Genomic DNA, 13,298 nt, shown 5'->3' with positions numbered 1-13,298 from the left:
CCCGCCGCCGGGTGCAAGGAGACCGCCGACATGAAATCGATCGACGAGCTGGCCGCCGACCTCAGTTTCACCACGGCCAAGACCGGTGCCGATCGCTCCGTCACCTTCTTGCCCGATCCGCCTCGGGCGCACCGCCGTTACACGGTGATCTCGGTGGACGACCACATCGTCGAACCTCCGGACACGTTCACCGGGCGGTTGCCGCGCAAGTTCGCCGACCGCGCACCGAAGGTCGTCGACACCGCTGATGGGGGACAGACCTGGGTCTATGACGGCCACGTGCTGCCCAATGTCGGCTTCAACGCCGTGGTGGGGCGCCCGGTCGCAGAGTATGGCTTCGAGCCCGTCCGCTTCGACGAGATGCGGCGCGGCGCGTGGGATATCCAAGCACGCATCGCGGACATGGACCTCAACGGGATCTACGCGTCGCTGAACTTCCCGTCGTTCCTGCCGGGCTTCGCCGGCCAGCGCCTGCAACAGGTGACCGCGGACCGCGACCTCGCGTTGGCGTCGGTGCGGGCGTGGAACGACTGGCATCTACAGGCGTGGGCGGGGCCGTATCCCGAACGGATCATCCCCTGTCAGGCCCGTGGCTGCTGGACCCCGAACTCGGCGCGGCGATGATCCGGGAGAACGCCGAACGCGGTTTCCGCGCCGTCACTTTCAGCGAGAACCCGGCGATGCTCGGCTTCCCGAGCATCCACTCGGGCCACTGGGACCCGATGATGGCGGCGTGCGCCGAGACCGGCACGGTGGTCAACCTGCACATCGGCTCGTCCGGCTCGTCGCCGTCCACCACCGCGGATGCCCCGCCGGACGTGCCCGGCGTGCTGTTCTTCGCCTACGCCATCTCAGCGGCGGTGGATTGGCTGTACTCAGGTTTGCCCAGCAGGTTCCCGGATCTCAAGATCTGTCTGTCCGAGGGTGGAATCGGTTGGGTCGCCGGACTTTTGGACCGGCTCGACCATATGCTCAGCTACCACCAGATGTACGGGACGTGGCAGGCGCTCGGTGAAAAGCTCACGCCCGCAGAGGTATTCACCCGTAATTTCTGGTTCTGCGCGGTGGAGGACAAGTCGTCCTTCGTGCAATACCAGCGAATCGGCGCGGACAACATCATGCTCGAGGCGGACTATCCGCACTGCGACTCGACCTGGCCGCACACCCAGCAGACGATCCACGAAGAGATCGGCGGTCTACCCGGCGACGTGGTCCGCAAAATCACCTGGGAGAACGCCTCCCGGTTGTATCAGCACCCGGTGCCGGTCGACATCCAGCGCGACCCGGACGCCTTCTGATCGGTCTACTCGAACGCGGCGTTCGAGCTGTACACCCCGAGCAGGTCGCGGGCCGAGACGATCCCCAGCAGCTTGCCGTCGCGCTCCACCAGGATGTGCCGGATGTAGTGCTCCATCATCTGGGTGGCGACTTCGTCGACGGTGGCGTCGGCGTCGCACCAGACCAGCTTCGCGCTGGCTACGTCGGCGGCACGGACTGCGTTGGGGTCCTTGCCGCCGGCGACGACACGCAGCACGTCACGCTCACTGAGCAACGCGGACGGCCAGGCGTCGGCGCCGACCACGATCGCACCCAGGTTGTCGGCGGCCATCGCGGCGGCCGCGTCGGCCACCGTGGCATCGGACGCCACCCGGGCGACGGGGTCGCCGATGACCGAGGAGACGGGAAGGGACCCGGCCGAAGAGAAGGTAGTCATGCCACCATGCTCATCGCGGCCCGTGGCCGGCTCTAGTGACTTCAGTCCTCAATGCGACGGCCGAAGTGACCGAGATCAGGTGACCCATTCGGGTTGCGCGTCGGTGTCGACGGCGGAGAAATCCTTGTGGCCCAGTCCGGCCACGCAGCCGCCGTCGACGACGAATTCCGATCCGGTGGAGTAGCTGGACTCGTCACTGGCCAGGTACACGACCAGGTTGGACACTTCCTCGGGTTCGGCGGCCCGGCCCAGGGCGGTCTGGAAGATGTCCTCGGGCACCCACTCGGTCATCGGCGTCTTGATGAGTCCGGGGTGGATGGAATTCACCCGGATGCCGTTGGGACCCAGCTCCAGCGCGGCCGACTTGGTGAGGCCGCGGACGGCGAATTTGGTTGCGGTGTAACCGTGGCAGGCGATGGTGCCGGCGATGCCTTCGATGGAGGAGATGTTGATGATGGACCCGCGGCCCGCTTCCTTCATCGGTTTGACGACCGCACGGATGCCCAGGAAGACGCCGGTCAGGTTGATGTCCAGGATGCGCTGCCACTCCGAGAGCGCGTAGTCCTCGAAGGTGCCGATGTTGATGATCCCCGCGTTGTTCACCAGGATGTCGAGCCGGCCGAACTCCTGCAGGGTGGACGCGACCGCGGCGTCCCACTGCTCGGGTTGGGTGACGTCGAGGTGCAGGTAGCGGGCGGCGTCGCCGACTTCGGCGGCGACCGCTTTACCTTCGTCATCGAGAATGTCGCCGAAGACCACCCTGGCTCCCTCGGCGACCAGTTTGCGGACGTGGGCCGCGCCCATCCCGCGGGCGCCGCCACTGATCAGGGCGACCTTGTCGGTCAGACGGTTCGGCATCGACTCTCCTATCGGGGACGGCGGCGATCCTGGCACGGCCACCGAAGCTGCTCACCGGGCCACGAGCACATCCACCATACATTTCGCGACTGGTGTATGGCGGTCAGGACCCGGGTTGCGTTTTGGACGCCGGGGTATGTGTTCTGGGGCGAATGCGCTAGGCAGTTCGTAGGGCCCCACTGATCGGAGGGAAACGACGCATCCGCGCCGACTGCGCGTGGGTGGACGATTCCACTCTGTGCGGCAACAATTTTGGCAGGAGGTTGGATGGGAGACAACGGCTCACCCGAGGGCGCCGAAGCCGAACCGATCACTGATCTGCGATCGGCGCTGCGTCGGCTGCGGCGACATCCCGGCCAGTTGATCGAGACCGACCATCCCGTCGACCCGATCGGCGAAATCGCCGGCGTCTACCGGCGCATCGGTGCCGGCGGCACGGTGGAGCGGCCCACTCGGATCGGGCCGGCGATGATCTTCAACAACGTCACCGGCTTCCCGGGCGCCCGGGTCCTGGTCGGTCTGATGGCCAGCCGCAAACGGGTCGGGATCCTGCTCGAGTCCGCTCCCGACCGACTCACCCAGCGGATGGCGGCAGCCTACGAAAACGCAGTCCCGCCAGCGGAATTCACCGGTCAGCAGCCTCCCTGTCAAGAAGTCGTGCACCGGGCCGACGATCCCGGCTTCGACCTGCGCACGCTGCTGCCCGCGCCCACCAACACCGACCAGGATGCGGGTCCCTACTTCTGCCTGGGTCTGGTGTTGGGCAGCGATCCTGAGCTGGGCACCGACGTCACCATTCACCGGTTGTGCGTGCAGGGGCGCGACGAGATGACCATCTTCTTCGCGCCCGGACGGCACATCGACGCCTTCCGGCGCCGCGCCGAGGCCGCGGGACGCGCGTTCGAAATCACCGTGAACATGGGTTTGGATCCTGCGATTCCCATCGGTGCCACGTTCGAAGCCCCCACCACGCCACTGGGTTACGACGAACTGGCCATCGCCGGCGGCTTGCGCGGCCGGCCCGTCGAGCTGGTCCGCGGCGTCACGGTCGAACAGCAAGCGATCGCCGCCGCCGAGGTGGTCATCGAGGGCTACATCATTCCCGGGGAACGTCAGGCCGAGGACCAGAACACCCACACCGGCCACGCCATGCCCGAGTTCCCCGGCTACGACGGACCGGCAAACCAGGCGCTGCCGGTCATCAAGGTGACCGCGATTACGACGCGCAGGGACCCGATCCTGCAAACCCTCGTCGGCCCCGGCGAGGAACACGTCAGCCTCGCCGGCATCCCCACCGAGGCCAGCATCTACCACGCTCTGCACGACGCGATGCCCGGATTCGTCAGCGAGGTTTACTCACACAGTGCGGGAGAGGCGGAAAATTCCTCGCAATTCTGAAGTGCAACAAGAAAAATGCGTTCGACGATGGCCGGGCGCGACAGGCGGCCCTGCTGGCATTCGGGGTCTACTCGGAGCTCAAGAACGTCATCCTGGTCGACGCCGACGTCGACATCTACGACAGCGACGACGTGCTGTGGGCGATGCAGACCCGGATGCAGGGCAATCGCGACATCATCGTCATCCCGGGTGTCGCCGGCCATGTACTGGATCCCAGCCAGCAACCCAGCTACGACCCGACCCTGCCGGCCAAGGGAACCACCGCGAAGACCATTTTCGACGCCAGCGTTCCGTTCGACCTGCGTGAGCAATTCGAGCGGGCCCATTTCCGCGACGTCGACCCGCGCCCGTACGCCCCCGAGCTGAACCTGGAGTACCCGTGATCAATCTGACCGGCCAACCCGACCGGCTCGTCGTCGGCATCACCGGCGCCACCGGCATCGTGTACGGCGCCCGCGCGCTCGACATCCTGCGCAGCGTGGGAATCGAGACGCACCTGATCGTCACCCGCGCCGCCGGCCTCACCCGCGAATACGAAACGGACCTCACTCGCCAGGACCTGGAGGCGCGGGCCGACCACGTCTACAACGTCACCGACGTCGGCGCCCCGCTGGCCTCGGGCCCTTTCTGACCCCCGGGGAATGCTCATCGCGCCGGCATCGATGCGCAGCGTCGGGGAAATCGCCGGCGGCGTCAGCTCGTCGCTGTTGTCGCGGGCGGCCGACGTCGTCCTCAAAGAGCGCCGACCGTTGGTGCTCATGGTTCGTGAGGCGCCGCTCAACCTCATCCATCTGCGCAACATGGCCACCATCACCGAAGCCGGCGGCACCATCTTTCCGCCGGTGCCCGCGTTCTACTTTCGGCCGACCACCATCGAGGACATCGTCGACCATTCCGTCGGGCGGGCGCTGGACCAGTTCGGCATCCACACCGACGTGTTTCCCCGGTGGGACGAGGACCTGCGGCACAGCGTCGTTCGTCGCAGCGAAGACTAACCCCCGAAGCCGCGCCGGATTGATGGCATCCTGGCCGGGTGGGAGTGTTGTTCCGGTTGATCGAGGTGCTGCTGCTGCTCTTGCCGCTGGCCGGTCTGATCGTCGCGGGGGTCAAGGCGGTGTCGTCGCTGGGTCGCCGGGCGCAGCAGCAGACCGAGAACGCGGCGGCGTCCGAGGTGCGCGAAGTCCCGCCGGTGAATCAGGCGGCGCGGTGGCAGGCCATCCGGCGTGCCATCGACGCGCACGAGCAGACCGACGCCCGCTGGCTGCAGTACGAACTCGACGCGGCCAAACTGCTCGACTTCCCGCTGATGACCGACCTGCGCGATCCGCTGACCGCCGGATTTCACAAGGCCAAACTGCGCGCCGACCTGCACAAGCCGCTGCGGGCCGAGGACCTGGTCGACGACCGTGACGCCGCCGCTACGTATCTGGAAGCGGTGCAGGACTACGTCAGCGCCTTCGACGCCGCCGAAGCCGAGGCGATGCGCCGGCAGCGCAGTGACTTCTCCACCGAGGAGAGGCAACGGTTGGTGCGAGCGCAAAATCTGCTGCGCATCGCCGCGGACTCGGCTGCCACGGCCCAGGAGCGTAAGCACGCCTACGGGTTGGCCCGCACCGAACTCGACGGACTGGTCGTGTTGCCCGACGTCACCCGCGACGGTATCGAGCGTGGCATCGCCGGCGAGATCGACCCCTAGGACTGGTCGGTTTTCAGTCGCACCATGCGCGTGGTGGTGCTCTCGTCGAGGTCGACGAGTTCGCTGCGCGAGCGCAGGAAGTCGCTGAAAGACTTGAAGCCCAGAGACTTCTCGCTGAACGACGGGTTCATCCGCTTCATCTGCGCTTTGACTTCGGAATTGTGCAGCCAGTCGGCGTCGTCCTTTTCCTGCCCGATCCGCAGCGCCCGCTCGAGCAACCCGGTGGCGGCGGCCTGCGGGTCCGGTGGTGGCTGCTCGTCGTCGGTCTCGGCCTGGCTGGCGTGCCGGCCGCGTTTGCGGGTGGGGGCCGCGGTGGTCGAGATCCCGGGCAAGGCGTCGTAGGTGACGAACTCGTCGCAGGCGGCGGCGAGTGAGCCGCTGCTGGCCCCGGCCACCCCGATTCCGACGACGTATCGACCCAGCCGTTTGCAGCGTTGCGCCAGCGCGATGTAGTCCGAATCGCCGCCGACGATCACCACGTGGGTGAGGTCGGGTAGCCGGAACATGTCCTCCACGGCGTCAACGGCCAATCGGATGTCGGCGCCGTTCTTTCCGTAAGAGGCCGCCGGGAACAGCTGCACCAGGTCGACCGCGCGCCCGACCAGCCTGACCGTGGTAGTTGGCGTTCACCTCCGCCGACCAGTCGGCGTACGCCCGGGTGAGCACCAGCGTGCCGAACGAGGAGGCGAAGTCGATGATGGCGCCGAGGTCGACTTCGGCCGAGCGCAGCCTCTCCTTGTCCAGCCCCTTTTGGCCTTGTCCCGGTGGAACGTGTTGCGGCCGTGAACCTGGTCGTAGCGCGAGATGACGATGTTGTCGAAGTCGAAGTAGACGGCTACGCGCGTCGCGCTGGAATCGGTCATCGGGTCATCGTCTGCTATCGGCGGCTCGACTACCAGTGCGCGGCTGCACCCGGTAGGCGGTGCCGCGCTCGTCGCGCACCCAGAGGGTGTCGCCGTCGCCGATCGCGGTCCCCTCGGCGATCAGTTGCCGCTTGAGCACCTTGTGGGTGGCGGTGCTGGGCAGCTCGGCGGCAATGCGCACGTAGCGGGGGCGTGCTTTTAGGGGACAGGTCGGGCTGTTCGTTGAGGAAAGCTTCGAACGATTCCGGCTCGAGGGCGCGGTCCTGGTGCAGTACCACCGCGGCCATCACCGCATCGCCCACCCGCTCATCCGGCACCGCATACACCGCTACTCGGCTTATTGCATTGTGGCGCAACAGAATCCGTTCGATCGGTGCGGCCGCCAGGTTCTCGCCGTCCACCCGCATCCAGTCGGCGGTGCGGCCGGCCAGATAGATCCAGCCCTCGGCGTCCTGGTAGGCGAGATCTCCGGACCAGTACATGCCGTGGCGCAGCCGTTCGGCGTTTGCTTCGGGGTCGTTGTAGTAGCCGCTGAACAGCCCCGAACCGGTCGGGTTGACCAACTCGCCGATGGCCTCGTCGGCGTTGATCAGGGCGCCGTGCTCGTCGAAGCGGGCGACCGGGCACTGGGTGAGGGTCTCGCTGTTGTAGACCGCCGCGCCGCCCATGCCCTTGCCGATGGAGCCCGGCGGGGTGCCGGGTTCACGCACCACGATCACGGCGTTCTCGGTGGAGCCGAAACCGTCCTCGACCCGGGCGCCGAAGCGACGCGCGAACTGTTCGATGTCCTTTTCGTTCGCTTCGTTGCCGAACGCCACCCGCAGCGGGTTGTCGGCGTCGTCCTCGCGTTCCGGGGTGGCCAGGATGTAGGCGAGTGGTTTGCCGACGTAGTTCATGTACGTGGCGTTGTAGTGCCGAACGTCGCGCAGGAAGTTGGTCGCCGAGAACTTCGCCGGCACGATCGCCGCGCCGGAGACCACGGCGGGTGCCCAGCCGGCGACCACCGCGTTGGAGTGGAACAGCGGCATCGACACGTAGCAGGTGTCCTGCTCGGTCAGGGCGAAACGCTGGGTCAGGTTGACCCCGGCGAATACCGGCATCAGATGCGAGACCTGCACGGCTTTCGGGTTCCCACTGGTTCCGGAGGTGAAGATCATCATGAACGGGTCGGTCATCTCGACCTGACGATGCGGGACCAGGGTGCCGGCCTCGGCGACCAACTGCTTCCACTGCGGAGTCGAGGTGTCCAGGACCAGCGTGCCGGCCAGGTCGAGGCCGTCGAGCAGGGGCCGGTGCTCGGCGTCGGTCACCACGATCTGGCAGTCCGACCGGCGGATGTCGGCGGCCAGCGCCGCACCCCGCCGGGTGGTGTTCAGCCCGCACAGAACGTAGCCGCCCAGCCCGGCCGCGGCCATCTGGGTCAGCATGTCGGGTGTGTTGCCCAGCAGCGTCCCGATGTGCATCGGCCGGTTCGGGTCGGCGGCGGCCAGCAGCGCGGCCGCCTGGGCTGCCGACTCGGTCAGGTATTCGGCCCAAGTCCATTGCAGGTCACCGTATTTCACCGCGGTCGCGGAATCGGCCGTGCGCCGGTGCAGCAGGGTTTGAATGGTATCGGTCATGGCGTGGCCTTCGTTCCTCCGATGCCCGGTGGGGCGCATCGACCGCGGTATTCGATGCAGCAGCAACATTGCGTTTGTCAGGTTATGACAAGCGTCCCCGAGTGGCGCACAGGGGAGCAGGACACGGCTCGACGGTGTACTGGTCGTAGACGTACGTGGCTTCACCAGGGAGCTGGTGGGGCACACCTATGCTTGCGCCAATGGCGACGTGCGCGATCATCGGGGGCGGTCCGGCAGGGATGGTGCTGGGGCTGTTATTGGCCCGCGCCGGGGTTGACGTAACGCTGTTGGAGAAGCACGGCGACTTCCTGCGCGACTTTCGCGGCGACACCGTCCACTGCTCGACCATGCGACTCCTCGACGAACTCGGTCTGTGGGAGCGCTTTTCGGGCTTGCCGTTCACCGAAGTACGCAAAGCGGCCTTCGAGTCGAACGGTCGCGCGGTCACCTACATCGACTTCGAACGGCTACGCCACCAACCACATCCGTTCATTGCGATGGTGCCGCAGTGGGATCTGCTCAATCTGCTCGCCGCGGCCGCCGGCGCCGAACCCACCTTCACCCTGCGGATGAACACCGAGGTCACCGGGCTGGTCCGAGACGGTGAGCGGGTCCGCGGGGTCCGCTACCGGAGCGCCGACGGACCCGGCGAGCTGCGCGCCGACCTCACCGTCGCCTGCGATGGCCGCTGGTCGGTCGCGCGGCAGGCGGCCGGGCTGCGGGCCCACGACTACCCCGTCAAATTCGATGTGTGGTGGTTCAGGCTGCCGCGCCACGACGACACCGAATTCTCGTTTCTGCCACGCAGCGCCCCGGGCAAGGCGCTCGGTGTGATTCCGCGCGAGGGCTATTACCAGATCGCCTACATCGGCGCCAAAGGCTCCGATGCGCAGCTGCGGGCGCGGGGCATCGAGGCCTTCCGCCGCGAGGTCGCCGCGCTGGTGCCCGAAGCCGCGGACTCGGTCGGTGCACTGGCATCGATGGATGAGGTGAAACACCTCGACGTGCGGGTGAATCGCTTGCGCCGCTGGCACTGTGACGGCTTGTTGTGTATCGGCGACGCCGCGCACGCGATGTCGCCGCTGGGCGGGGTGGGCATCAACCTCGCGGTGCAGGATGCCGTCGCCGCCGCGAGAATACTGGCCCGACCGCTGCTGGAACACCGACTGAGCGGCCGTGACCTGGCGGCGGTCCGGCGCCGACGCGTATTTCCCACCGCGGTAACGCAATTCGTGCAGCGGATCCTGCACCGGGGGGCTGCTCGGTCCGCTGTTGCGCGGCCGGGACCCGGCCCCGCCGGCCACGCTCTTCCGAGTGATCGACCGGTTGCCGTGGCTTTCAGTGGTGCCGGCCTACTTCATCGGGGTTGGGGTGCTACCCGAGCATGCCCCGGCTTTCGCCCGCCGTCCCTGAACCCGCCGCGGATCGCCATCCCGGGCGCTGCCCGACCCCCGGAGGCTCGGTCGCAACCGCTCTACTAATGTAGAGTAAGCCCGTGCGACCAGCCAGCCTCCTGACCGATGGATAAGCGCCGCAAGCCCAACCCGGCCGAGCGCCGTCGCGAGCTATGCGACACGGCGATTCAGTTGTTGGCCGACGACGGCGCCAAGGGTTTGAGCCATCTCAAGGTCGACCGCAAAGCCGGCGTTCCGGACGGGACGACGTCCTTCTACTTCCGAACCCGTTCGGCGCTGCTGCTGGCCGCGGCGGAACGGCTGGCCGAGTTGGACCTGGCAAACCTTCAATCGGTTGCCGACGATCCCGCCGGCAGCAGGGCGGATGGCTCACCGTCGCTGCTGTCGCAGGTGGTGATCCGCAGCGGTTGCGAACCCGAGCTGTCCCGGACCCGCGCCAGGTACGAGCTGACGATGCAGGCGGCCCGCGATCCGCAGCTGGCCGCCACCCTCGCGCACGGCACCGACGCGTTTACCAAGCTGCACCGCGAAATCCTGGTTCAGCTCATGCCGCACGGCGCGCAATTGGAGCCCGGCGTCGTCGAGGATCTGAGCAATGTGACGCTGACGTTCATCAACGGGCTGCTGTTGCGCTTTGCCCACGGCGACCGAATCGTCGACAGTGCAGAGCAACTCGACGGGATCCTGGCCGCCATCGCCCGGGGCATTCTGAAAAGTCCGGACAAGGGCCGACTCACCGGTGTCGGCGCCCCGCGCCCCGCCGCCCGCAGCAGGGCCAAAGAGCGTGGCTGAGCGGGCGGGTTCCAAGCGCCGCCGTGTCATCCGGGCCTTGTCACGGCAAGAGTCGTATGGTTCTCTACGAGTATAGAGATACAGGCGTCGGTGACCTTGCCAGTAGCCACGGGGTCGTCGGTGAAAGAAACAATCGATTAAGCGGAGCGTACAAATTGTGCAAGCTGTTTCGAGCGGCTTGAGTGTTGGAAACGACGGTGGCAGAGGAGTTTTCGTGACGACGAGTACTGACGTCGACCTAGCCGGCGTCCGGCTCAGTCCCACCTCGACTGTGCGCGGCTGGGAGTCCATGCCCGCTCTGGTGCCGTGATGGGAGACCGAGTAGCGGGAAAGGTCGCGTTCATCACCGGCGCCGCGCGCGGGCAGGGCCGCAGTCACGCCGTGCGGTTCGCGCAGGAGGGTGCCGACATCATCGCGATCGACATCTGCGGCCCGATCGACAACCTGACCTACGAGCCGTCGACGCCGGCCGATCTCGCCGAAACCGCCGAACTCGTCGGGGCCCTGGATCGTTACGTCGTGACCGCGCAGGTCGACGTCCGCGACTACGACGCGCTGAAGTCCGTTGTCGACGACGGTGTTGCCCGACTGGGCCGCCTCGACATCGTGGTGGCCAACGCGGGCATCGGCACCGTGGGCAACAAGCTGCACAAGATCGGCGAGAAGACCTGGCAGGACATGATCGACGTCAATATGTCCGGGGTCTGGAAAACGGTGAAATCCGCTGTGCCGCATCTGATCTCGGGTGGCCGTGGCGGTTCGGTCGTGCTGACCAGCTCGGTGGGCGGGCTCAAGGCACTCGCGCACACCGGCCATTACGTTGCCGCCAAACACGGTGTGGTGGGACTGATGCGCAGCTTCGCCGTCGAATTGGGACAGCACATGATCCGGGTGAACGCGGTGATGCCGACCCAGGTCAGCACCCCGATGGTGATGAACGACCGCACCTATCGCCTGTTCCGTCCCGACCTGCCAAATCCCGGGCCCGACGACCTCGCCCCGGCTTCGCAGCTGATGCATACGTTGCCGGTGCCCTGGGTGGACGCCGTCGACATCAGCAATGCCGTCCTATTCCTCGCCTCTGACGAATCTCGTTATGTCACCGGCGTTTCGCTTCCCGTCGACGCGGGCAGCTTGCTCAAGTAGAGGAGAGTCACATGCCCGAGTACGACTACGAAGAGATGAAGAAGGAAGCAGAGCAGTACATCAAGTTCGAAAAAGACGTCAAGAACCGGATCGCCTACATCACCTTCGACCGTCCCGAAGCGCAGAACTCCACCACGCTGGGGATGCGGCAGCACTATGCCGATCTGATCCACAAGTGCAACGTCGACGACGAGGTGAAGGTCGTGGTGATCCGCGGCGAGGGTGAGGATTTCGGCAGCGGCGGTGATCTGCCCGAACAGCGCGGAATGCTGGAGAACCCCGGCATGCCACTGCTGCACGAGGTGGCGATCAACGACGACGACGTCAAGTACCCGCCGGGCGGCTCCTACCGCTACCTGTCCACCGTCACCGACTTCTACGCCAAGGCCCGGGCCGGAAACCGGCCACTGCAGGAACTGCGCAAGATCAGCATCATCGAGGCCAAGGGGTACTGCTACGGATGGCACTTTTACCAAGCAGGTGACGCCGACCTGGTGGTCTCCTCCGACGACGCGCTGTTCGGCCATCCGGCGTTCCGGTACGTGGGCTGGGGTCCGCGGCTGTGGTGGTGGGCCGAGACCATGGGGTTGCGCAAGTTCTCCGAAATGCTTTTCACCGGACGGCCGTTCAGTGCGAAGGAGATGTACGACTGCGGCTTCATCAACAGTGTGGTACCCCGGGACAAGCTGGAAGCCGAGACGCAGAAATACGCCCTGGCCTGTTCCCGCTCCCGCCCGACCGACACCGTCGCAGTGCAGAAGACCTTCCTCGAGCTGTACAAGCAGCACAAGGGCGAGTACTTCGGCAGCCTGCTCACCGGCATGGTCGAGGGCATGCTGCCGATGATCGCCAACGACGCCGAGGAGGTCGACCTGACCGCGGGCACCTTCGAGAAGGGCCTCAACAACGTGGTCAAGGACAACGACCTGAACTTCCCGCCGGAATGGCGGCTCAGCCGGTCGGGACGCAGCAAGCCTTGAACGCGCTGGCGGCGAGAGCATGTCGGCACTGACGGTGGCCCGTCCATGACGGCGCCGCTGGACCGCACCGCAGCGTTGGTGACCGGCGCCAGCAGTGGTATCGGCGCGGCGGTGGCCAAAGCCCTTGCCGCCCAAGGGGCTGCGGTAGCGCTGCTGGCGCGGCGCGCCGACCGGCTGGCGGCGGTGCGAGCCGAGATCGAGTCCGCCGGCGGTACCGCGATATCGGTGCCCGCCGACGTTACCGACGCCGAGCAGGTGGCTGCAGCGGTCGATCAGGTCGTCGGCGAGTTCGGCCGCCTCGACATCGTGGTGAACAATGCCGGACTGATGCAATCGGGACCTGCGGCCACGGCGCCGCTGCGCGACTGGGAGGACATGGTGTCGGTCAACGTCGCCGGTGTCCTCTACGTCACCCGCGCCGCCCTTCCGCATCTTGTTGCGGCGGCGGCTGATTCGCCGCGCGGAGTCGCCGACCTGGTCAACATCAGTTCGACGGCCGGTTGGGTCGCGCGGCCGGGCACAGCGGTCTACTCGCTGACCAAGTTCGGGGTCAACGCATTCAGCGAGGGGCTGCGTCAGGAGATGATCGCCAGCCGGGTGCGCGTCGGGGTGGTAGGGCCGGGGACCGTCGACACCGAGATCTTCACCCATCTGGCCGCACCGTCCCGCGAGGCATTCGAGCGACAAACCGCCGGGATGATCAAGCTGGCTCCGGAGGACATCGCCGATGCCGTGCAGTACATGGTGACTCGCGATCGGCGGATGGCGGTCAACCAGATGCTGGTGCGCGCCGCCGAGCAGACCTGGTGACAGGCGA

Annotated in this window: 12 protein-coding genes and 3 pseudogenes; 11 read left to right on the top strand and 4 right to left on the bottom strand. The window is 66.6% G+C overall.

Annotated elements, in window-relative coordinates:
- Positions 1–30 precede the first annotated feature (30 nt).
- Positions 31–1,298 (top strand): annotated as a pseudogene (locus L6444_RS14970) (amidohydrolase family protein).
- Between the two features lie 5 nt (positions 1,299–1,303).
- Here L6444_RS14970 and L6444_RS14965 read toward each other — a convergent pair.
- Positions 1,304–1,714 carry a CBS domain-containing protein gene (locus L6444_RS14965; protein ID WP_236983729.1) on the bottom strand — a complete coding sequence of 137 codons (411 nt, stop codon included), beginning with the start codon at positions 1,712–1,714 and terminating at the stop codon, positions 1,304–1,306.
- 75 nt (positions 1,715–1,789) lie between these two features.
- Entirely contained in the window at positions 1,790–2,572 is a 783-nt protein-coding gene (locus L6444_RS14960; protein WP_236983727.1) for an SDR family oxidoreductase, read from the bottom strand.
- A gap of 267 nt (positions 2,573–2,839) precedes the next feature.
- Between L6444_RS14960 and L6444_RS14955 the strand changes: the two genes are divergently transcribed.
- Genes L6444_RS14955 through L6444_RS14940 form a run of 5 tightly spaced genes read left to right on the top strand, consistent with a single transcriptional unit; the run spans position 2,840 to position 5,666 of the window.
- Positions 2,840–3,970 carry a UbiD family decarboxylase gene (locus tag L6444_RS14955; RefSeq protein ID WP_236983725.1) on the top strand — a complete coding sequence of 377 codons (1,131 nt, stop codon included), beginning with the start codon at positions 2,840–2,842 and terminating at the stop codon, positions 3,968–3,970.
- Positions 3,910–4,353 carry a UbiD family decarboxylase domain-containing protein gene (locus L6444_RS14950; protein ID WP_236984154.1) on the top strand — a complete coding sequence of 148 codons (444 nt, stop codon included), beginning with the start codon at positions 3,910–3,912 and terminating at the stop codon, positions 4,351–4,353. The genes L6444_RS14955 and L6444_RS14950 overlap by 61 nt, the downstream gene beginning before the upstream one ends.
- Entirely contained in the window at positions 4,350–4,601 is a 252-nt protein-coding gene (locus L6444_RS30155) for a flavoprotein (protein WP_255731231.1), read from the top strand. Before L6444_RS14950 ends, L6444_RS30155 begins: the two co-directional genes overlap by 4 nt.
- Positions 4,602–4,611: 10 nt before the next feature.
- The gene (locus L6444_RS30150) at positions 4,612–4,965 is read left to right on the top strand and encodes a UbiX family flavin prenyltransferase (RefSeq protein ID WP_255731230.1); all 354 of its coding nucleotides are present in this window, start codon (positions 4,612–4,614) and stop codon (positions 4,963–4,965) included.
- A 38-nt stretch (positions 4,966–5,003) separates the two neighbouring features.
- A complete protein-coding gene (locus L6444_RS14940) occupies positions 5,004–5,666 on the top strand; it encodes a hypothetical protein (protein WP_236983723.1) in 663 nt (220 codons plus the stop codon).
- Here L6444_RS14940 and L6444_RS14935 read toward each other — a convergent pair.
- Positions 5,663–6,247: an NYN domain-containing protein gene (locus L6444_RS14935; RefSeq protein ID WP_459561283.1), complete on the bottom strand. Its 585-nt coding sequence runs from the start codon at positions 6,245–6,247 to the stop codon at positions 5,663–5,665. The two genes, L6444_RS14940 and L6444_RS14935, sit on opposite strands and share 4 nt — an antisense overlap.
- Before the next feature lie 286 nt (positions 6,248–6,533).
- A pseudogene (gene fadD1 / locus L6444_RS14930) lies at positions 6,534–8,148 on the bottom strand (fatty-acid--CoA ligase FadD1).
- 200 nt (positions 8,149–8,348) lie between these two features.
- Here fadD1 and L6444_RS14925 point away from each other — a divergent pair.
- From L6444_RS14925 to L6444_RS14905, 5 genes and pseudogenes are all read left to right on the top strand, one after another.
- Positions 8,349–9,561 (top strand): annotated as a pseudogene (locus L6444_RS14925) (FAD-dependent oxidoreductase).
- Between the two features lie 107 nt (positions 9,562–9,668).
- Complete coding sequence (locus L6444_RS14920) at positions 9,669–10,355, top strand: TetR/AcrR family transcriptional regulator (protein WP_236983721.1); 687 nt, start codon at positions 9,669–9,671, stop codon at positions 10,353–10,355.
- A gap of 309 nt (positions 10,356–10,664) precedes the next feature.
- A complete protein-coding gene (locus tag L6444_RS14915; RefSeq protein ID WP_236983719.1) occupies positions 10,665–11,501 on the top strand; it encodes a mycofactocin-coupled SDR family oxidoreductase in 837 nt (278 codons plus the stop codon).
- Positions 11,502–11,512: 11 nt separating this feature from the next.
- Positions 11,513–12,481, top strand: coding sequence for an enoyl-CoA hydratase/isomerase family protein (locus L6444_RS14910; RefSeq protein ID WP_236983717.1), 969 nt, complete (start codon positions 11,513–11,515; stop codon positions 12,479–12,481).
- A 45-nt stretch (positions 12,482–12,526) separates the two neighbouring features.
- The gene (locus L6444_RS14905; protein WP_236983715.1) at positions 12,527–13,291 is read left to right on the top strand and encodes an SDR family NAD(P)-dependent oxidoreductase; all 765 of its coding nucleotides are present in this window, start codon (positions 12,527–12,529) and stop codon (positions 13,289–13,291) included.
- The last annotated feature ends 7 nt before the right edge of the window (positions 13,292–13,298 follow it).

The sequence above is a fragment of the Mycobacterium kiyosense genome (genome assembly GCA_021654635.1).
Lineage (GTDB): Bacteria > Actinomycetota > Actinomycetes > Mycobacteriales > Mycobacteriaceae > Mycobacterium > Mycobacterium kiyosense.
Note: the sequence above shows the minus strand (reverse complement) of the source record. Positions and strands in the feature narration are given on the sequence as shown.

Bases quoted from the DNA above. Each gene is read 5' to 3' on its own strand.
- L6444_RS14965 (WP_236983729.1), bottom strand. From the start codon at position 1,714: ATGACTACCTTCTCTTCGGCCGGGTCCCTTCCCGTCTCCTCGGTCATC.
- L6444_RS14960 (WP_236983727.1), bottom strand. From the start codon at position 2,572: ATGCCGAACCGTCTGACCGACAAGGTCGCCCTGATCAGTGGCGGCGCC.
- L6444_RS14955 (WP_236983725.1), top strand. From the start codon at position 2,840: ATGGGAGACAACGGCTCACCCGAGGGCGCCGAAGCCGAACCGATCACT.
- L6444_RS30150 (WP_255731230.1), top strand. From the start codon at position 4,612: ATGCTCATCGCGCCGGCATCGATGCGCAGCGTCGGGGAAATCGCCGGC.
- L6444_RS14920 (WP_236983721.1), top strand. From the start codon at position 9,669: ATGGATAAGCGCCGCAAGCCCAACCCGGCCGAGCGCCGTCGCGAGCTA.
- L6444_RS14915 (WP_236983719.1), top strand. From the start codon at position 10,665: ATGGGAGACCGAGTAGCGGGAAAGGTCGCGTTCATCACCGGCGCCGCG.
- L6444_RS14910 (WP_236983717.1), top strand. From the start codon at position 11,513: ATGCCCGAGTACGACTACGAAGAGATGAAGAAGGAAGCAGAGCAGTAC.
- L6444_RS14905 (WP_236983715.1), top strand. From the start codon at position 12,527: ATGACGGCGCCGCTGGACCGCACCGCAGCGTTGGTGACCGGCGCCAGC.